This is a genomic window from Duganella paludis (assembly GCF_054461335.1).
In genome coordinates this window covers 2429316-2448842 of the sequence record NZ_CM136922.1, presented here as the reverse complement: position 1 = coordinate 2448842, position 19527 = coordinate 2429316, and the positions used below count along the sequence as shown (strand labels likewise).

19 protein-coding genes and 1 tRNA gene are annotated in these 19527 nt (G+C 63.7%); 13 read left to right on the top strand and 7 right to left on the bottom strand.

Going from position 1 to position 19527, the window contains the following annotated elements; translation table 11 throughout:
* Positions 1–7: 7 nt before the first annotated feature.
* Complete coding sequence (locus ACXZ1M_RS11055; protein WP_459053209.1) at positions 8–1603, top strand: SEL1-like repeat protein; 1596 nt, start codon at positions 8–10, stop codon at positions 1601–1603.
* Positions 1604–1686: 83 nt separating this feature from the next.
* A complete protein-coding gene (locus ACXZ1M_RS11050; protein WP_459053208.1) occupies positions 1687–3144 on the top strand; it encodes a flagellin N-terminal helical domain-containing protein in 1458 nt (485 codons plus the stop codon).
* A gap of 90 nt (positions 3145–3234) precedes the next feature.
* Here ACXZ1M_RS11050 and ACXZ1M_RS11045 read toward each other — a convergent pair whose 3' ends face one another.
* Positions 3235–3807 (bottom strand): DUF4865 family protein, encoded by a 573-nt coding sequence (locus tag ACXZ1M_RS11045; protein ID WP_459053207.1) that lies wholly within the window; start codon positions 3805–3807, stop codon positions 3235–3237.
* Positions 3804–4202, bottom strand: a complete 399-nt coding sequence (locus ACXZ1M_RS11040) for a tautomerase family protein (protein WP_459053206.1) — start codon at positions 4200–4202, stop codon at positions 3804–3806. The genes ACXZ1M_RS11045 and ACXZ1M_RS11040 overlap by 4 nt, the downstream gene beginning before the upstream one ends.
* Positions 4203–4304: 102 nt before the next feature.
* Here ACXZ1M_RS11040 and ACXZ1M_RS11035 point away from each other — a divergent pair, with 102 nt between their 5' ends.
* Positions 4305–5198 (top strand): LysR substrate-binding domain-containing protein, encoded by an 894-nt coding sequence (locus ACXZ1M_RS11035; protein ID WP_459053205.1) that lies wholly within the window; start codon positions 4305–4307, stop codon positions 5196–5198.
* Here ACXZ1M_RS11035 and ACXZ1M_RS11030 read toward each other — a convergent pair whose 3' ends face one another.
* Complete coding sequence (locus ACXZ1M_RS11030; RefSeq protein WP_459053204.1) at positions 5199–6425, bottom strand: M20/M25/M40 family metallo-hydrolase; 1227 nt, start codon at positions 6423–6425, stop codon at positions 5199–5201.
* A 151-nt stretch (positions 6426–6576) separates the two neighbouring features.
* On the opposite strand from ACXZ1M_RS11030, the gene ACXZ1M_RS11025 reads away from it, so the two are divergent.
* The 4 genes from ACXZ1M_RS11025 to ACXZ1M_RS11010 all read left to right on the top strand — a co-directional run bounded on the left by ACXZ1M_RS11025 (position 6577) and on the right by ACXZ1M_RS11010 (position 9673).
* Positions 6577–8034: a sulfatase-like hydrolase/transferase gene (locus ACXZ1M_RS11025; protein ID WP_459053203.1), complete on the top strand. Its 1458-nt coding sequence runs from the start codon at positions 6577–6579 to the stop codon at positions 8032–8034.
* A gap of 76 nt (positions 8035–8110) precedes the next feature.
* Positions 8111–8410, top strand: coding sequence for a hypothetical protein (locus ACXZ1M_RS11020; RefSeq protein ID WP_459053202.1), 300 nt, complete (start codon positions 8111–8113; stop codon positions 8408–8410).
* Positions 8411–8463: 53 nt separating this feature from the next.
* A tRNA-Gly gene (locus ACXZ1M_RS11015) sits at positions 8464–8537 on the top strand.
* A gap of 155 nt (positions 8538–8692) precedes the next feature.
* Positions 8693–9673 carry a choice-of-anchor A family protein gene (locus tag ACXZ1M_RS11010; protein WP_459053201.1) on the top strand — a complete coding sequence of 327 codons (981 nt, stop codon included), beginning with the start codon at positions 8693–8695 and terminating at the stop codon, positions 9671–9673.
* 1 nt (position 9674) lies between these two features.
* Here the strand turns inward: ACXZ1M_RS11010 and ACXZ1M_RS11005 are convergent, their stop codons facing one another.
* On the bottom strand, positions 9675–10121 hold the full coding sequence (locus ACXZ1M_RS11005) for a MarR family winged helix-turn-helix transcriptional regulator (RefSeq protein WP_459053200.1): 447 nt from the start codon (positions 10119–10121) through the stop codon (positions 9675–9677).
* A 142-nt stretch (positions 10122–10263) separates the two neighbouring features.
* Here ACXZ1M_RS11005 and ACXZ1M_RS11000 point away from each other — a divergent pair, with 142 nt between their 5' ends.
* Both ACXZ1M_RS11000 and ACXZ1M_RS10995 read left to right on the top strand, forming a co-directional pair.
* Entirely contained in the window at positions 10264–10671 is a 408-nt protein-coding gene (locus ACXZ1M_RS11000; protein WP_459053199.1) for an organic hydroperoxide resistance protein, read from the top strand.
* Between the two features lie 20 nt (positions 10672–10691).
* Complete coding sequence (locus tag ACXZ1M_RS10995; RefSeq protein ID WP_459053198.1) at positions 10692–11675, top strand: alpha/beta fold hydrolase; 984 nt, start codon at positions 10692–10694, stop codon at positions 11673–11675.
* An 86-nt stretch (positions 11676–11761) separates the two neighbouring features.
* On the opposite strand, the gene ACXZ1M_RS10990 is transcribed toward ACXZ1M_RS10995, so the two are convergent.
* Complete coding sequence (locus tag ACXZ1M_RS10990; protein ID WP_459053197.1) at positions 11762–12694, bottom strand: hypothetical protein; 933 nt, start codon at positions 12692–12694, stop codon at positions 11762–11764.
* A gap of 512 nt (positions 12695–13206) precedes the next feature.
* Here ACXZ1M_RS10990 and ACXZ1M_RS10985 point away from each other — a divergent pair.
* Genes ACXZ1M_RS10985 through ACXZ1M_RS10970 form a run of 4 tightly spaced genes read left to right on the top strand, consistent with a single transcriptional unit; the run spans position 13207 to position 16425 of the window.
* On the top strand, positions 13207–14130 hold the full coding sequence (locus ACXZ1M_RS10985) for an alpha/beta fold hydrolase (RefSeq protein ID WP_459053196.1): 924 nt from the start codon (positions 13207–13209) through the stop codon (positions 14128–14130).
* A gap of 22 nt (positions 14131–14152) precedes the next feature.
* Entirely contained in the window at positions 14153–14974 is an 822-nt protein-coding gene (locus ACXZ1M_RS10980; RefSeq protein ID WP_459053195.1) for a substrate-binding periplasmic protein, read from the top strand.
* A complete protein-coding gene (torT, locus tag ACXZ1M_RS10975; protein WP_459053194.1) occupies positions 14971–16119 on the top strand; it encodes a TMAO reductase system periplasmic protein TorT in 1149 nt (382 codons plus the stop codon). The genes ACXZ1M_RS10980 and torT overlap by 4 nt, the downstream gene beginning before the upstream one ends.
* Positions 16120–16164: 45 nt before the next feature.
* Positions 16165–16425 (top strand): hypothetical protein, encoded by a 261-nt coding sequence (locus tag ACXZ1M_RS10970; protein ID WP_373989267.1) that lies wholly within the window; start codon positions 16165–16167, stop codon positions 16423–16425.
* A gap of 93 nt (positions 16426–16518) precedes the next feature.
* On the opposite strand, the gene ACXZ1M_RS10965 is transcribed toward ACXZ1M_RS10970, so the two are convergent.
* Positions 16519–17886: an MFS transporter gene (locus tag ACXZ1M_RS10965; protein ID WP_459053193.1), complete on the bottom strand. Its 1368-nt coding sequence runs from the start codon at positions 17884–17886 to the stop codon at positions 16519–16521.
* Between the two features lie 105 nt (positions 17887–17991).
* The gene (locus ACXZ1M_RS10960; protein WP_459053192.1) at positions 17992–19332 is read right to left on the bottom strand and encodes a GH1 family beta-glucosidase; all 1341 of its coding nucleotides are present in this window, start codon (positions 19330–19332) and stop codon (positions 17992–17994) included.
* Between the last annotated feature and the right edge of the window lie 195 nt (positions 19333–19527).

Sequence of the window (19527 nt, the reverse complement as noted above, 5' to 3'; positions counted from 1 at the left end):
ACACAGCATGACGAAATACAGTCCCAACGAAGCCGACGCGAACAACGGCAGCACTTACACAGCTGAATTCCTGCGCGTCAAGGGACTGGCGGAGCGCGGCGTCGCCAATGCCCAGCATAGCCTGGGCTTTATGTATTTCAACGGCCAGGGCGTGGCACAAAGCTTCGAACTGGCGGTGGTCTGGTATCGCCAGGCCGCGCAGGCCGGCCTCGAACACGCGCAGTACAACCTCGGTGTGATGTACCAGAAGGGCCAGGGCGTCGAGCAGGATTTCGAAGAGGCGGCCGGCTGGTATCGGCTGGCGGCGGAGCAGGGCTACGCGGCCGCGCAATATAACCTGGGCTGGCTGTACGCCAAGGGCCAGGGTGTGCCCAACGATACGCTGCAGGCCATGCACTGGTTCAGCAAGGCCGCCGAACAGGGCGACGCCGGCGCGCAAAACAATCTCGGCATGATGTACGACACCGGCAAGGGCGTGCCGCAGGACTTCAAGCAGGCCATCTTCTGGTATCGCAAGGCGGCGGAGCAGGGCTATGCGCGCGCGCAGTTCAATCTCGGCCTGCGCTACGACAACGGGCAAGGCGTGTCGCAGGATGTGGGCCAGGCCATGTCGTGGTATCGCAAGGCGGCCGACCAGGGTTATGCGCCGGCGCAGTTCAACCTGGCGCTGCGCTTCGACAAGGGCGACGGCATCGCCCAGGATTCGCAGAAAGCCATCCTTTGGTATCGCCGCGCGGCGGAGCAGGACCACGCCAGCTCGCAGTTCAACCTGGGCCTGATCTACGATAACGGCCAGGGCGTGCCGCGCGACGAGCAGAAGGCGCTGGACTGGTATCGCAAGGCGGCCGAACAAGGCCACGCGGCGGCGCAGAATAACCTCGGCCTGCGCTATGACCATGGCCAGGGCGTGGACCAGGATTACGAGCAGGCGCAGTTCTGGTATCGCAAGGCGGCGGAGCAGGGTTTCCCCGGCGCGCAATACCATCTGGGCCTGTTGTACGACGCCGGCCACGGCGTGGTGGTCGATCATCAGGAAGCGATTTTCTGGTACCGCAAGGCGGCCGACCAGGGCCACCTGCGCGCGCAGTTCGACCTGGGCCTGCGCTATGAAACGGGACGCGGCGTGCCGCAGGACTATCGCAAGGCGCTGGGTTGGTATCGCCGCGCCGCCGAGCAGGATTATGTGGCGGCCCAGTACAGCCTTGGCCTGCTGTTCGATAACGATGAAGGACCGCAGCCCGACTGCAACCAGGCCAGCCAGTGGTATCGCAAGGCGGCGGAGCAGGGCCATGTCCAGGCGCAGTTCGCGCTCGGCCTGCGCTACGACAATGGCCTGGGCGTGCCGCAGGATTATGCGCAGGCGCACCATTGGTATCTGCAGGCCGCCAGCCAAGGCCACACCAGGGCGCAATTCAACCTGGGCCTGATGTTTCTGGCCGGGCAGGGCGTGCGTGCCGACGCCGCGCAGTCCTGGATGTGGCTGACCATGGCGCAACGGGGCGGCTACAACGCCGCCGCGCGCTACCTGCCCAACGCCGCCAGCCGCATGGACCCGCTCCAGCTGGCGCAGGCGCGCGAGCGCCTGGAAATGCTACCGGACTAAACGCCGCCGGATTCAAGTTTCCAACCGGAATTGCCGTTATTCAGACGACGAGCGCAATTCCGCGTTCGGGATGACGGCCGCCCATGCAGATCAACACCAACATCGCCTCACTGAACGCCCAGCGCAGCCTCACGCGCGCTGGCGAGCAGACGGCCGTGCATCTGCAGCGGGTGTCGAGCGGCTTGCGCATCAACTCCGCGCGCGACGATGCGGCCGGGCAGGCGATCAGCTCGCGCATGGCGGCGGAGATCAGCGGTTTGCGGCGGGCGAATCAGAATATCAACGATGGTATTTCGCTACTGCAGGTGGCCGACGGCGCGGCCGGGCAGCTGAACGATAATTACCAGCGCATGCGCGAGCTGGCGGTGCAGGCGGCCAACGACACCAACAGCAAGGTTGACCGCGCGGCCATTCAGCAGGAAGTGAATGCGCTGGTGGCAGCCAATGCCGACATCGCCGACGGCGCGCGCTTCAACAACCAGCGGCTGCTCGATGGATCATTTACGCAGCAGCTGCAGGTGGGTGCGGCTGCCGGCCAGACCTTGCAGCTGGCGATACCACGGGCGGTCATCACGGCCGGTTATGCGGACGCGATGGCCGACGTGACGCCGCAGCAGTCGACGGCGATCGGCACGGCGGTGCTGGGGGCGTTGAAGTACGGCGATCTGGTGATCAACAACGCGGTGGTGGGCGCTTCGGTGGCCGGCGCGCAGGCGGGGCAGACCGCCGCCAGCGCCTACGCGGCGGCGGCGGCGATCAACGCGGCCGGTATCCACAATATTTCAGCCACCGCGCTCAATACGGCGGAGGGTGTGGCCGGCGCCGGCGGGGTGCTGGCGGATGCGGCATTTTCGGTCAACGGCGTGGACGTGGGCGCGATCGCCGGCGGCACGGCGGCGGCGCGCGCGGCCAGCGCTGCGGGGGCGATCAGCGCCACGGCCGGGACCAGCGGCGTTACCGCCAGCGCCAGCGGCGCCACGCTGACATTGACGGCGGCCGATGGGCGCGACATCTTCCTGTCGGAGGCGGTGGGCGGCGCGCTCGGCTCGCTGGGCCTGACGCCGGGCGCCAGCCGGGGCACGGTGACGGTGAGCGAGGCGCCGCGCTCGGGTGGACACAGCATGCGCATCGCCGGGGCCAATCCGGCCCAGGCCGGACTGAGCGCGGGAGCGCAGGCATCGGTGCATGTGGGCGCGCCGGACTTTCAAATGCGGCCGGTCTACACGCCTGGCGAGCCGCCCATGGACCTGTCGACCCACAGCGGCGCCAGCGCCGCGCTGGAGTATCTGGATGCGAAGATCGAAGCGGTGGGAGCGATCCGCGCGGAGCTGGGCGCGGTCAGCAACCGGCTGACGGCGGCCGCCGGCAATGCCGGCAACGCGGCCGACAGTTTGTCGACCGCGCGCTCGCGGATTCTCGATGCGGACTACGCGGATGAAGCGGCGCAGCTCACGCGCAGCCAGATCCTGCGCCAGGCCGGCGCCTCCATGGTGGCCCAGGCCAACGCCATCCCCCAGCAAGCCTTGCTGCTGCTACGCTAGCCGCATCCCGCATCCCGCATCCCGCATCCCGCATCCCGCATCCCGCCGCCCGCCGCCCGCCACCGCTCACCGTCTGCCGCCCGCCGCCCGCTATGCCGACGTCAGGTCGGGCGCGGACACGTGCCCGACCTGATAGCGCCGTTCGTCCTGCGCCACCGGCCCCGCCGCCGCCGCCGCCGCCGCTGCCGCGTCGCGCCAAAGGCATAGCCGCGTAATCGTCCACGTCACCGGCTCGAAGCCGATCACCACCGCCAGCGCGCCCTGCGCCAACGCCTGCTGCGCATACGTCTCTTCCTGCAAGCGCAGTTCAGACAGCGCGCTATACGGCGCAATCACCGCGCTACTGCGCGTGGCCACACGCGCCTCGCGCACCGCCGGGCCAACGGTGGCATGCCACGGCGTCCAGGTCTGCACCGACGGCCAACCAAACGCCTGTGTCACGCCCGCAAACGCCGGACCGTTCAGGAAGCCGTGCATGGCCTCCTCATCGCGCCACAGGTAGAACGGCGCATACGCATGTTCCGGCTGCTCCGCATGCAGATACGCCTTGAACACCAGCCCCGGCAAGTTGTCGAGCAAGGGCCCCTTGGTGGCGATGCGTTCGCGGATCGCCGCCATGTCGTAATCGGCCGGCAGCACAAAGCTGTACTGCATCGCGATCATGACCGTGCTCCCAGCAAGGACGCGGCAGGCCGGCCACCGCCGAACGACCAGTCGTCACCCTGTGAAGGCGCAACCACAATCATCACATCTTCCGGCGCCAGGCCCGGCGACTCGGCCAGCAGCGCCACCAGGCGACGGTAGAACGCCTGCTTCAGCTCCGTGCTGCGCGGCTTGCCGATGGTGATGTGGATCAACACAAAGTCATCCGAGCGCGGACCGCCCTCGTAAGTCCGGTCGAACATCATCTCGTGCGGCTCGTGCTGGTAGACCAGCTGGAAGCGGTCGTTCTTCGGCACGTTGAACGACTCTTCCATGGCGCGCTGCAGGCTGTCGCCCAGCGCGCGTATGTAGTCGGGAGACTTGCCCTTCAAGAGGGAAATGCTGCTCATCGGCATGATGACACTCCTTTTTTCGTTTGACAGGTCCACGATACAGGTCTAACTTGATCCTGAAAATCAGGAATATTTTGATAAACAGTTCGATAAATCGGGATGGTTATGCGACGTATCACTTTTGATCTCGACGTCCTGCGCACCTTCGTCACCGGCGTGGACATGGGCAGCTTCGCCAAGGCGGCGGACCGGCTGGGCCGCTCCACGTCGGCTGTCAGCGCGCAGCTGAAAAAACTGGAAGATCAACTGGGCATGCCGGTGCTGCGCAAGGAAGGGCGCGGCATGACCACCACGCCGGCCGGTGAATCGCTGCTGGGCTATGCGCGCCGGCTGCTGGAACTTAATGACGAAGCGGCCAACGCCGTGCGCGGCGCCGAACTGGCGGGCAGCGTGCGGCTCGGTATCCAGCAGGACTTCGGCGAGCAAATGCTGACCGAGGTGCTGGGCCGCTTCACGCGCGTGCACCCGCAGGTGCGCATCGAAGCACGCGTAGCGCGCAACTCGGAACTCATGGATTTGCTGGATAGCGGCAAGCTCGATCTCGCATTGGCATGGGGCGGCGGCACGGCCGCACCGCATGCGGTGGACGTCGGACGCCTGCCGATGCGCTGGATCGGCCCTTTCGATGAGAGTCGCTTCGATATCGCGATGGTGCAGGCCAGCACCTCACGCGAACCGCTGCCGTTGGTGATGATGGACGCGCCCTGCATCATGCGCAGCGCCGCCACGCGGGCGCTGGATGAAGCGGGCATCCCGTGGCGCATCGCCTTCACCAGCCCGGGCTTGTCCGGCGTATGGGCCGCCGCAGCGGCGGGGCTGGGCGTGACGGTGCGCACCGGCATGGGCCTACCGTCGTCATTGCGTTTGTTGGATGAGGCGGTGCTGCCGCCGCTGCCGCAAGTCGGCCTGCGCCTGCACCGCGCCGAGGTGGAACTCAACGCGCCGGCGCGGCGCCTGCACGACATCGTGCTGCAGGCGCTGCGCGAACTACAAGCCTGATTACTTTTTAACGCGCACGCCGGCCAGTTGCGCCACGCCGGCCAAGGTGGTTTGCGCCGCGTTCAGGCCAAGCAGGAAGTCCTTGTCGGAGTAAGTGTCGTAGTTGTCGGTCGGCTGGTGCCAGTTCGGATTCCAGCCGGCGCCGATCTGCTGTCCGCGTTCGTTTTCGCGCAGCGAGATCGAAGGCACCAGATCCATGAACGGCGTCGAATCGGTGTTCGTCATGTGGAAGCCGACGGCGGCCGGGTAGTTGGTCGCGTACTTGTCGTTGGCGGCGCGGAAGGCCCAGGCCAGCTTGGCGGAAGCTTCCGCCTGTTTCGACACCGACTGGTACTCGATGTTGACGTCCGCCTCAAGGCGCTGCTCCGGCGGCGAGACGTAGACGGTCTTGCCGTCGGCGTCCTGCTTAGGAATCGGCATGCCATGGTCGTACATCATCATGTCGTGCTGGATCATGCCCAGCCACTTCGGCTCCGGATACTTGCCCGAGCCTTTCGGCGATTCGATGCCCTGCAAATCCTTGCGCTGCTCGACGTAGGCGGCGGCGCCGTTCAAGCCCGTCTCCTCGTTGTTCCACAGGATGAAGCGGATCGAGCGGTCGGTCTCCACGCCGGGCATGCTGAAGATGCGCGCCAGCTCCATCACCAGCGCGGTGCCGGAGCCGTCGTCGTTGGCCGCTTCGCCGAAGCCGATGCCGTCCATGTGGGCGCTGACGATGTACATCTCTTCCGGGTGCTTGGTGCCGACCTTGGTGCAGTAGACGTTCTCGCGCAGCGAGGTGCCGACCGGCGTCTGCTCGGCGTTCAGTGCGCGCAAGCGTTCGTCGGCCTGGCGCAACGGATCGGCGTTGACGCCGGTAGGAATGCGGTTGCCGAACAGCGTGCTGCCGCCCTGGCCCGGAGGACCGCCGGCGCCGCCGCTCGGAATGCCAGGCGCGCGCTTGGGCGCAGGCTCGCCCGGCGCCAGCTGGGTGAACTGGTACTGCAGGCGTTCGGTGTTGGTGCAGCCATAGGATTTGAGCTGGGCTTCGATCCAGTCGAGCGCCTGGCGGTTGCGCGCCGTGCCCTGGCGGCGGTCGCCGAACTTGGTCAGGCTCTTGATGGTGGCTTTGTACTTCTCCAGTTCCAGCTGTTTCACCAGCCCGGAGACCGGATCCGCAGGCGCCTGGGCCGAAGCCATCGGTGCGGCCAACGCCAGCATTACGCTCAAACCTAAAACTGCTTTCATGTTACGTCCTTATGGTCAAAAGAGGCCCGGACATTGTGCATGACTAAAGCTATCTTGCGAAGTAAAACCGTGTAAGCACCGCACAACACTACGATACAAAACAGCAAGGTTCTGCAACGTTGCAGACAACTGTAGTTGGGATGATGAATGCATGAAAATCTCACTCCATTCCCGCCTGTTGCGCAGCTGCCTGTATCTGCTGGCGCTGTTCCTGTTCTGTTTCAGTTACTGGATACATCGCTCCTTCGGCCAGCCCGACCTGGACCAGATCTTCTACCACATGAACTTCGGCGTGGAGCTGATGGATACGGTGGACCCCGCCGTGACATGGCGCTTCGTGCGCTGGTGCGTGCTGGCGCCGTTGGTGTTGCTGGCGCTGGTGTTCTATGTGGAGGCCCTACTGCGACGCGTGATCGCCATGGCGCCGCAGTGCTGTCATGTGGTGTGCTACCGCATCCACCGCTGGTTCCCGCAGTTGCTGGTGTTCGGCGCGACCACGTTCTGGATGTGCGATGTGTCGGCCTTTAAGTATGTAACAGCAGATTTCGGCCCCGACTATTTCGGCGCCAACTACGTTCGACCCGACGGCGTTTCTGTGCTAGCGCAGAAACCGAAAAACCTGATCCTGATTTACGTGGAAAGCCTGGAGCAGGGCTACACCTCGCGCCCCGTTTTCGGACACGATCTGCTGGCGCCGCTCACGGCACTGCGCGGAACCAGCTTCGCCGATTACCAGCAGGTGCCGGGCACCGGCTGGACCATCGCCGCCATGGTGGCCACGCAATGCGGCGTGCCGCTGGAGCGCGTTACTATTTTTGATGGCAACACGCAGGGGCAGGTGCTCAACTCCTTCCTGAAGAACGCGGTGTGCCTGACCGACCTGCTGGCGCAGCGCGGTTACCGCAACGTCTTCATGGGCGGCGCCTCGACCAACTTCGCCGGCAAGGATAAGTTCCTCAGCCAGCATCACTACCACGAAGTGCATGGCAAGGAGGAGTGGCTCAAGAGCGGCGTGGCCAGCGGCGACATGAACGGCTGGGGCCTGTACGACGCCGACTTGTTCAGCCGCGCGAAAACCCGGCTGCGCGAGCTGTCGGCGTCGCACCAGAAATTCAACCTCACGCTGCTGACGGTGGATACGCACGAACCGGAAGGCCACCTGTCGTCCGACTGCGCGCGGCGTGGGTTTGATGGTTTCGAGGGCGTGGTGTCGTGCACGGCGGCGGAGGTGGCGGATTTTGTCAAGTACGCGCAGGACAACGGCTATCTGGAGGACACCAACATCGTCATCCTCGGCGATCATTTGTCGCGCAAGAATCCGTTGACGCCGCAGCTGTCGCAGCTGCCCGAGCGGACCATCTTCAACAGCTTCATCTCGAAGGACGCGCCGGCGCCGAACCGCAAACAGCTGCTGCACTTCGACCTGATGCCGACGATTCTGGAATTCACCGGCTATGCGGTGGAAGGCGGCCGCATGGGCCTCGGCTACAGCGGCTTCAACGAGCACGCCGAGCCGCCACCGCCGGACCGGCTGGCGGAGATGAACCAGAACCTGCTGAACCGCTCGGAGTTGTACATGGCGCTGTGGTCGGACCCGGACGACCACTGACATTCGGTTTAGATCAAAAGCAGCGACAGTAAAGCGCCTTACCCTTGAGTCTCTTTATTCCACGTTGAGGTTCAGCATGAGAGTTCCTTTCGTAGTCGCGTTTCTCGTCTTGTTAGGTGTGTCGCAGGCCAAGGGCATGGTCCCCAAGGAGGTGCAGGCATTTATCCGCAATGCTGAGGCATGCGAGCACTTCGCTGGCGAGTTCGATGGTGACTTGAGTGAGGCACGAAAAAAGCAAATCGAGCTTTCTGTGGTGAAGTACTGCCAGCGTGCACAAAATCAGTCCAAGAAACTGAGCGCACAATACAAAAACGACACCCGGATTGCCGAAATCATACGCAGTCATACAAACGAGTCTGTTTCCAGTTTTAGGTAGGTACTCCTTCGAGATTGGCAACAGTGGGCAAAGTTGCGTAGAATGCGGGGCACGCGGGTGTAGTTCAATGGTAGAACGGCAGCTTCCCAAGCTTCATACGAGGGTTCGATTCCCTTCACCCGCTCCAGTGTCATTCCTCCTCCCAAGCGTCCTCACTTTCTTTCTTCTCATGTTTCGTGGAAACGTTTCTATCTTTTTGTGCAATAAATAAATTGCAAAAAAGAGCATGGTAGTTGCATTCGTTATATAATTCCGCTTCCAAAACAATACCACCCTAATACCATGGAAAAAGCTTCTTTGATTGCCCGCCTGATCGCGGCAAGTTTGAGCGTTGGCGTGACGGGCTTGGCCCAGGCGGCTGTTTCCAGCTTCGACCTCGGCGCAGCCACCGGGTATAGCGGCTTTTTCTATGGCAGCGTAAGCAGAGTGACTGATGTGGAAGGCCGCTTGGCTGTTGGCGGCGATTTGACGACGACTGCTTTCTCGTTCGCTTATCGCACTCAAGTGTCGACCAGCCTGCCGTCGGTGGTGGTGGGGGGCAATGTCGCTTTGGGCGACGGCACCATCTACGCGTCGCCTGGCGCCGGCATCGACACTAATGCCAGCATCGGCCCCATCACTGAATATCAAAAGAATTGGTATGGTTTTGGTATCTATGGTGGTGCGAATAGCTCGGTGAGCTATCTGACGCTGGACAAGACCGCCAACATCAGCGGCGTGGTGGACTTCGGCGCCGCCCAAACCAGCTTCACGGCACTCTCCAGCAGCTTGGGCGGCGCAGCCGCCACCGGCAGCGTGGTGGTCGACGGTGAGAATAAGCTCCTGATCGGCGATAAGACTTCGGATCTGCAGGTATTCAACCTGAGCAGCGGTGATTTGCATAATCTGGTGCTGAGCAACGTGAAGGTCGGCTCCACCGTGGTGATCAATGTGACCGGTTCGAACGTGACCTTCAGCGGCGGCCAGGATGGCCAGTTGAAAGCGCTGCGCGCCAACGTCATCTACAACCTGCTCGATGCGAGCGTGGTCAACGTCGACACCTTTGTCTACGGTTCGGTTCTGGCGAACAATGCGCAGCTGCGCGGCGAGGGCCACCTGGAAGGCAACATCATCGCCAAGTCCATGGACGGCAAGGTGGAAATCGGCTACGAGCCGTTCCACGGCTACGTCACTTCCGCCGTGCCTGAGCCAGCCACCTACGGCATGCTGCTGGGCGGCTTGGGCCTGCTGGGCGTGATGGCCCGCCGCCGCAAGCCAGTCTAAACTAGCCTTTGCCCGGCGCGGCCTTTACCAGGTTGTTGCGCAGTTTGACGACGGCTTTTTGCAGCACCGGGAATTCTTCCGGTGTCAGGCCGGTCGAATCGCGCAGGCTCATGTTGAGGGCGCTTTCGCGCAGGGCGCGGCCGGCTGGCGTCAGGCCGACGCGGACCTGGCGCTCGTCGGCCGCGTCGCGTGCGCGGTGGACGTAGCCCATCGCTTCCAGCTTTTTCAGGATCGGCGTCAGCGTGTTCGATTCCAGGAACAGCTTCTCTCCCAGCCCGCTCACGGTCTGGTTGTCTTCTTCCCATAGCGCAATGATGGCGATGTACTGCGTGTACGTCAGCCCCAGCTTGTCCAGGATCGGCTTGTACGCCTTGCCGAACGCCAAGTTGGCTGAGTAGATCGCAAAGCACAGGTAGTCCGCCAGCTGCGGCGTGGTCGGTTTGCTCATGGTGCACCTCCTTGGTTGATGCCGCCAATTATATATCGGATCCGATTTAATCGGAATTGCTTGACACAGCCAGAATTGCTGATAATATGCAACGCATACGCTTCAATCGAATGCGATTTAAATCAACCACCAGGAGTTCACCATGAGCAAAGTTCTGTACACCGGCAAAACCCACACCACCGGCGGCCGCGAAGGCGCCGCCCGCAGCAGCGATGGCCGTCTGGACATCCAGTTGTCCCCGCCCGGCAGCACCGGCGCCGGCACCAATCCGGAGCAGCTGTTCGCCGCCGGCTGGTCGGCCTGCTTCATCGGCGCCATGGGCAAGGCCGCCGCCCAGTTGAAGGTGGCGCTGCCTGCCCAAACGGCAGTCGACGCTGAAGTGGACCTGGTCAACAATGACAGCGGCTATTTCCTGCAGGCGCGCTTGAACGTCAGCCTGCCGGGCCTGGACCGCGCAACCGCCCAAGCCATCGTCGATGGCGCGCATCAGACCTGTCCTTACTCGAAACTCACGCGCGGCAACATCGACGTCGAAATCAATCTGATCTAACCGAAGAAAGAGGAGCAAGCATGAACACCACCCAACGCAAACTGGCCGCAGCCACCGCATTGACCTTGGCCGCCTTGTTCGGCGCCGCCGGCGCAAGCCACGCGCAATCGTTCACCGACATCAAGCAGGTCAATGCCGGCGATTTAAACGTCGGTTATGTGGAGCAGGGCCCGGCCAACGGCCCGGTGGTGATTCTGCTGCACGGCTGGCCGTACGACATCAACAGCTATGTCGACGTCGTGCCGAGGCTGACCGCGCAGGGCTACCGCGTGATCGTGCCGCACCTGCGCGGTTATGGCAGCACGCGCTTCCTCGATCCGCAAACGCCGCGCAACGGCGAGCCGGCCGCATTGGCGGCCGATGTCATCGCGCTGATGGATGCGCTGAAGATCGAGAAGGCCACGCTGGCCGGCTATGACTGGGGTGCGCGCACCGCGAATATCGTGGCGGCCCTATGGCCGCAGCGCGTCACGGGACTGGTGTCCGTCAGCGGTTATTTGATCGGCAGCCAGGAGGCGGGCAAGCAGCCCTTGCCGCCGGCGGCGGAACTGCAGTGGTGGTATCAGTTCTACTTCGCCACCGAGCGTGGCCGCATCGGCTATGAAAAGAATCACCGCGATTTCGCAAAATTGATCTGGAAGCTGGCGTCGCCGCAATGGAATTTTGACGATGCGACGTATGCGCGCAGCGCGGTGTCGCTGGAGAATCCGGACCATGCCGCCGTCACGGTGTCCAACTACCGCTGGCGTCTGGGCCTGGAGCAGGGAGAGGCGAAGTATCAAGCACTGGAAGCGAAGCTGGCGACCTTCCCCAACATCAGCGTGCCGACGATTACCATGGAGGGCGACGCCAATGGCGCACCGCATCCGGAGCCGGCCGCTTATGCCAAGCGCTTCACCGGCAAGTACAAGCACCAGCTGATCACCGGCGGCATCGGGCACAACCTGCCACAGGAAGCGCCCGACGCCTTTGCCAAAGCGGTGATCGAGGTTGGCCGCCTTTAAGTCAGGATGGCGATCAGGATGATGATAGGGATAGGAATGCCGAGCATCCAGAGTAGTATCGAGCGCATGGTGTTCTCCTTGTTGTATTAAATGATGCGCTGGCTAACCAGCACGCGGGCGTGATCGCGGTTGCGGCCACCTGCGATGGCGCTGATGGCGGCGATGAAGGCGCCCAGCAGCAGGGCCACGAACATCCACAGCGCCGAGTGGGCGGCGGCCTTGCGGGCTTGTTCCGCAGCGGCGGTGGCTTTGGCCTTGGCTTCAGCAGCGGCCTGGGTGGCTTGTGCGTAGATCAGGTCCACGCGCTGTTCGGCTTCGGCTTGCGTCATGCCAGTGCGCTTGGCGATCACTTGCGCCAGGTAGATGCGGTTCTCGCCGCTGATTTTGCCTGCGGCCAGATCGGTCAGCAGGATGCGGTTGATTTCGCTGCGTTGCGTTTCGGTGGCGGCTTCGCTGTTCGGCGAGCGCAGCACCATGTCGGCAAAGTAGGTGTTGCCGCGATTGCCCATGTTGGCGCCGGCGGCGGAGGCCGCGCCGGCTGCAACCGGAGCAGCAGCGGTGGCCACGGCGGCGCCGCTGTCGATGGCGCCGCTCAGTACAGCGCGCGCGCCGCCGGCCAGCACGGCCACGGTCACCAGCGTCGCCACTGCCCAGGTCAGCAGGCCGTGCGCGGTATCGCGGAAGTACACTTCGTCGCCATGGATGCTGGCCCACTTCACGCGCAGGCGGCCCGCCATGTAGCCGCCGACACCGGAGGCGGCCAACTGCATGAAGGCGATCCACGCCACGCTGGCGGTTCCCAGTGGTTTGTCGTGGTATTCATACGGCGATACCGACGACAGGCCGAGGCCCATGCCGAGTATCAGCAGGATGAAGGACAGCGCGGCGGCCGCCGCCGCGCCGGCCACGATGGCGCCCCATGAGACGCCGGATTGGTAGCCGTCGCCGTCGGCCGCAACGGCGCTGACGCCGGTTGCAGGTCCTCCTGGATAGCTGGTGTGTACATTTTGTGTTTGCATGATGACTCCTTGTTTAGGTGTGAGTCATCTTGCTATGTCGGCCCCGGACGGTATGTTCGTGCACCCACATATGGATCGTGTTGTGTACAACTATTTGTGTTCGGCGAGAGGGCATTTCGTAGTGCGTGTCTTGATAACGTTTTCATGGCGGCGCCACCTCTGCAAAGCGACTAGCAGGCCGGAGAGCCCGCCGTTGAAGCAACGTTGCGAAAATTTTTAAATTGACACCGGCACCCAGAGTTATGTACTATGAAAACGATTTCACAAATACATAAAACGTTTTCAGATGGATGAAATCGTTTTCGCATGCTATGAAATCGTTTTCTACTAAAAAATGGTGACATTGCCCTCTCCCCCTCGGCGATCGTTGCCTCATGTCGAAGACGGTAATATAAGCAAACAGTTTTTCATGTAGTCCAGTGTTGTCTGTGGTTTTGAACCCCTTGCGCCTACCCGGCCGAGGGGTTTTTTTTATGCCATACTCGCCCGGTGAGAATTTTGCCGAGGTTTTGATGCCCCTCCTGAGTACCGTGTTGGCCGCCGCGCTAACCGCCACGCCGGCGTGCGTGGAACCGCCGCCCGATCCGTCCAACACCTTCGACGCCGCGCGCACTTACGACAAGCTGGTGCGCGACTATCCCGACATCCGCATCGCCGCCGACCCGCTGCCGGCCGGCGTGCGCAAGATCGGCGACCAGGTGTATGCGCAGTACGGCGCGCGCTGCCTGAAGCTGGACGCCTATCTGCCGGCGGGCGAGCGGCTGCCGGTGGTGGTGTTCGTGCACGGCGGCGGCTGGAAGTCCGGCTACCGCTCGGAATTCGTACCGATGGCGCTGCGCTTGGCGCGGCACGGCTACGCGGCGGTGACGGTCAGCTACCGCCTGTCCGGCGAGGCGCGCTATCCGGCCGCAGTGCAGGACGTGCAGGCCGCCGTGCGCTGGGTGCGCGCGCATGCGGACGAGCTGCACATCGACCCGCAGCGCGTGGCGCTGGCCGGCGGTTCGGCCGGCGGTCAGATCGCCAGCCTGGCCGGCGTCACCGCCGACGCCGGCGAGGTCAAGGCCATCATCAACATCGACGGCTTGTCCGACTTCACCAGCGAACTGGCGCTTAAATACGAGGACGATCCGAAGAAAAATCCATCGTCGGCCGGGGCCTGGTTCGGCGGCCGTTATGCCGAGCAAGGCGCGCTGTGGCGGGCCGCCTCGCCGATCCGCTATGTGCGCGCCGGCATGCCGCCCATCCTGTTCGTCGGCAGCGGCCAGCCGCGTTTCTCGGCCGGGCGCGACGAGATGATGGCGCAGATGGCGCAGGCCGGCGTGGCCAGCGAAAAACTGATCTTGCCCGACACGCCGCACGCGTTCTGGCTGTTCGACCCGTGGCTCCAGCCTACGGTGGATGCCAGCGTTGCTTTCCTGCATCGATATTTGCGGTAGCCCATGCTAGTATGAAGGCACTATGCGAAAGCCACCCTCTCTCCTGCTGGCCTTGTTGATGACGTGTGCTGCGGGCTTGCCGCAGGCCGGCCATGCGGCGCAGCGGGTGGCGGTGGGTGCGACCTTCAGCCGGGTGTTCGAGCAGGGCGCCGATGGCCAGTTGCAGGGGCTGGGCGTGGACGTGCTGCGCCTGCTGGCCGAACGCGCCGGCGACACCATCCTGTTCCGCCAGTATCCGTGGCCGCGCGCCCAGGCCATGGTCGAGCGCTCGCAGGCCGACATCCTGATCGGTCCCTATAAATCGCCCGAGCGTCTTCAGCGCTTTTCCTTTTTCGACCATGCCTTCTATCGCGACCGCATGGTGTTCTACGTGCGCCGCGATGCCGACATGCCGTGGCGCGGCGACCTGGCCGCGCTGAAGAGCCGCCGCATCGCCACCGTGCGCGGCTGGCACTACGGCGCGCAATTCGACCGGGCGCGTCCGGCGCTCGACGTCAGCGAAGTGCCGCAACTGGAAAACGGCTTGCAGATGCTGGCGCTCGGCCGTGTCGATCTGCTGGCCAGCAACGAGCGCAACAGCACCGGGCTGGTCGACAGCCTGCGCCTGAACGAGACGCTGGCCGTGCTCTGTCCCGACATTACGCAGCTGGACGGCTATATGGCGTTCCCGCGCGATCCGAAGTTCAGCGCCGTGCGCAACCGCTACAACGCGCTGTTCAACGAGATGGTACGCTCCGGCGAGCTGGCGCGGCTGGGCGCGCGCAACGGCGTGCTGGTGCCGTTGGGAGAACTGCCGTCCCGGCCAGCGTCCGCGTGCAGCGACAGTCTGCGGGCCTCGCCATGAGCACGCGCGCTCCGATTTCATCCGTGCTGGCCGCCGCGTGCCTGGCGCTGTGCTGCGTCTGCGCGCCGGCCCAAGCGGAGCATCACGCGAAATTCGCGCCGATACCGGTGATGTCGATCTTCCCGCCGGTGCAGGCCAACGGCACGGCGGACGATGCGCTGGCCAGCGGCCGCGTGGTGCCGGGCCAGTATGGGCCGGCCGCGCCGGCGAGCAAGCGCTGGCGCATCGCCTTCCTGTTCCCGCATATGAAAGATCCCTACTGGAGCGGCTGCGCCTATGGCGTCATCAGCGAGGCGCGCCGGCTGGGCGTGGTGGCCGACATCCTGCCGGCCACCGGCTACGACGACCTGCAAGGCCAGATAAGCAAAATGGACGCCGCCATCGCGGCCAAGTACGACGCCATCGTCATCTCGCCGATCAGCATGACGGCCAACAACCAGTCGATTGCGCGCGCGCGGGCCGCCGGCATCCCGGTGCTGGAGCTGGCCAACGACAGCCGCAGTGAAGACTTGAACCTGAAGGTCACCACTTCGCTGCGCGGCATGGGGCTGGAGGCGACGCGCTGGGCGATCCGCGATGCGCAGCAGCGCGGACTGACGTCGATCAACATCGCCTTGCTGCCGGGGCCGATGGGCGCCGGCTGGGTCAAGGGCGAAGTGGATGGCACGCGCATCGCGGCGCAGGAGGCGAAGATCGAAGTCAACATCCTCGACATCCGCTACGGCGACAGCGAACGCGCGCTGCAGTCGCAACTGGCGGGGCGCATCCTGGCGCGGCACGGCAAGCGGCTCGACTACCTGCTCGGCTGTACCGGCTGCGCGCCGGCGGCGATCGGCCCGCTCAAGGCGGCCGGCCTGGCCGACAAGATCCGCGTGGTGGCCTACGACCTCACCGACGACATCGCACACCTGGTGCGCAGCAAGGAAATCTACGCGGCCGCCGACACCAAGGGCGTGAGCCAGGCGCGGGTGGCGATCAACGCCGCCGTCAACCTGCTTGAGGGACGCACCAAGGAGCAGCCGCACACCATCCTCATCAAGCTGGGCATGCTGGACCAGCAGAATCTCGGCAGCTATCCTTTTGATACCTCGGTCGCGCCGGCCGGCTACAAGGTGGTGCTGTCGCACGACCCGGCCAAGGACTGAACGTACAGGACACGCATCAGGCCGCATATTGCGTTACGCTAGCGCTTGCAATGCGGAGATGAGGAGTACGTCATGACACCGGACCACGACAGGCGGCAGCGGCCGCAGACGTCGGACACTGCGGGCTGGCACTCGTACGATTTTATCGTGCGCCAGGCGCTGCAGGTACAGCGCGACATCGGCACGCCCGGCGCCGTGGAGTTGCTTCAAAACATGGGGCTCGACCAAAGGGTGATCGCCCGCGTGCTGGCGCCGGAGCGCCGCGTGCGCGAGGAAGACTTGCGCTCCCTCGCCGGAGAATCCTGAACTTCGGGGTCAGTTCTGACATTCGGACACGAGCCCAGCCGTAGCGGTCGCTACGGCTGGGTTCGTGTCCGAATGTCAGAACTGACCCCGAAGTTAGTCGCGGTTGTGGAACGGCGCGAACCAGGTGACCAGGAACGATGGAATGGTCGCGGCCATCACCAGGCAGAAGTAGTGCACATAGCCGAGCGCCTGTTGCAGGTGGCCGCTGACCACGCCCGTCACCATCATGCACAGGCCCATCAGGCCGGTGCCGAAGGCGTAGTGGGTGGTGGTGTATTTGCCCGGCGCCAGCTGCTGCATCAGGTAGATCATGAAGCCTACCGAACCGAAGCCGAAGAAGAATTTCTCGACCGCCACGCCGGCGCTGATGATGAGCAGGTTGTCCGGCTGGTAGATGCTCATCAGCAGGAAGGTGACATTCGGGATGTTGACCGCGCAGCACAGCGTGAACAAGGTCTTTTGCAGGCCACGGCGCGCGACGAAAATCCCGCCCAGCAGCGAACCCAGCAGCACGGCGATCAGGCCGTAGGTGCCGTAGATCAGGCCCAGCATTTCATTCGACAGGCCCAGGCCGCCCTTGGCCACCGGATCGACCATGAAGAACGGACCGATCTTTTCCAGCAAGCCGATACTCAGGCGGAACACGAAGGCGAAGCCGACCATCAGCCAGACGTCGCGCTTCTGGAAGAAGGTGATGAAGGAGTCTTTCAGGATGAACGAGGCTTCGGCCACCGACTTCGGCGCGTTCTCGGCCTTGGCGCCGTCCGGCATCACGCGCATGTGCCACAGCGCGGTGAGGATGGTGATGCCGGCCACGATGAAGAAGATGATGCGCCACGAGTCGATCCATTCCGGACCGAAGGTGCCGGCGTCGTGCTTGAAGTAGTGTGTGTGCAGCCAGCCGCTCAGGTACACCATGCCGCCCGAGGCGACGATGGGGCCGATGTTCCAGCTCAGGCTCTGGATGCCGCAGAACAGCGACTGGGTCTTGGTGTCGAGCGCGGTGACGTAGACGCCGTCCGAGGCGATGTCCTGCGTGGCGCCGACCAGCGACAGCACGCCGAACAGGAACACCATGATCACCATGTAGTCCGGCAGCGACATGGCCAGCGCCACGCCGGCGAAGCCGGCGCCGACGATCAGCTGCGCGGCCAGCACGAAGAATTTCTTGGTGCGGTACATTTCGACGAAGGGCGCGAACAGCGGCTTGATGGTGTAGGCCAGGATCAGGTAGCTGGCGTATTGCGCCGCCTGGCCGTTGTCCATGCCGAGGTTCTTGAACATGATGGAGGTCACGCTGGTGAGCATCATGTAGGTCAGCGCCATGGCGAAGTAGCCGCTCGGCACCCACAGCATCGGCGTGCCGCGCGCGAACATGGCGCGGAACAGGGAAGGCGGCGTGGCGCCCGGCGATGGCTGGTCCTGCGGTTCTTTCGGCACGGCCGATTGTGCGGTGGTCATGGTGTCGTCCTCGTTGTTCTCATTCGAATGTCGCACCAGCTCTGCGGCCGGCTTGAACGGATGCCGCCGGCGCGAAGGCCGGCGGCGGTACTACAGTTGCGTTGCTCAGGCGGCGTGCTCGTTCTGCTGAGGACGCTGTTGAACCAGGTAGTCACGGTACCACAGCGCGCTGTGCTTGAGCGTGCGCTTCTGGGTCGCGTAGTCGACGTGGACGATGCCGAAACGCTTGGCGTAGCCGGAGTTCCATTCGAAGTTGTCCAGCAAGCTCCACAGGAAGTAGCCCTGGATGTTGACGCCTTGCAGGCGGGCGTCGTTCAGCGCCTTCAGGTGGCGCTTGACGAAGTCGATGCGCGCCTCGTCCGGGATCTCGCCGTTGACGATGGTGTCCGGATTGGCCATGCCGTTTTCGGTGATGTAGATCGGCGGCAGGTCGTAGTCGGCGTGCAGCTTGAGCAGCAGTTCGGTCAGGCCGTCCGGATAGATTTCCCAGCCCATGTCGGTCTTGCCCAGTTTGCACTCGGGCTGGCGCGGCGGCGTTTCGGTCGAGCAGAAGGCGCGGAAGTAGTAGTTCACACCCAGGAAGTCGATCTTCTGGTGGGCGATGGCCAGGTCGCCGTCCTGCACGTCCGGCGCGTTGTCGCCGTGGACCTTGAGCGCCAGTTCCGGATATTTGCCTTTGAAGATAGGGTCCATGAACCATTCAACCGAGCGCGAGTATTCAAACGCGGCGGCGGCCTTGTCGGCGTCGCTGTCGGTGGCCGGATCGGCGGTCCACTGGTTCAGCACGATGCCTAGCTGGGCCGAGCTGCCGACCTTGCGCATCGCGCTCATGGCCAGGCCGTGCGACAGCACCAGGTGGTGCGATACCTGGACCGATTGCTTCAGATCGGCGACGCCCGGCGCGAACTGCGCGTTGCCGTAGCCGAGGTTGGCCGTGCACCATGGCTCGTTGTGCGTTGCAATCGTTTTCACCCGGTTGCCGAAGCGGCGCGCCACTTCCGCCGCGTATTCGGCGAAGTGGTAGGCGGTGTCGCGGTTCATCCAGCCGCCTTCGTCCTGCAGGCCTTGCGGCAGGTCCCAGTGGTACAGGGTGATGTGGGCGGCGATGCCTTTGCCTTCCAGTTCCTTCAGCAGGCGGTCGTAGAAGTCCCAGCCGGCCTCGTTCCATGCACCCTTGCCTTGCGGCTGCACGCGCGCCCAAGCCATCGAGAAGCGGTAGGCGTCCACGCCCAGGCTGGCCATGATGGCCACGTCTTCCGGGTAGCGGTTGTAGTGGTCGCAGGCGACGTCGCCATTGGTGCCGTCGATGACTTTGCCGGGAGTGTGGCTGAAAGTGTCCCAGATCGATGGGCCTTTGCCGTCGGCGGTGGCGCCGCCTTCAATCTGAAATGCGCTGGTGGCGACGCCCCAGGTAAAAGAAGTCGGGAATTGCGTGAAATCGGTCATATTTTTATCGTTTTGTCAGGAATTAACGGGTGCGGATGGAGGACATAGCTACGTTTGAAAACGATTTCACGCCTCAGTGACGATTAGACCTGAACTCAATCCGGGTGTCAATCGATTTGAAAAAGGGGGCGGGCAAGCCTGATATAATGCCGCCTCAAATCAATAACCCGATCTTCACCATGTCTTCCGATACGC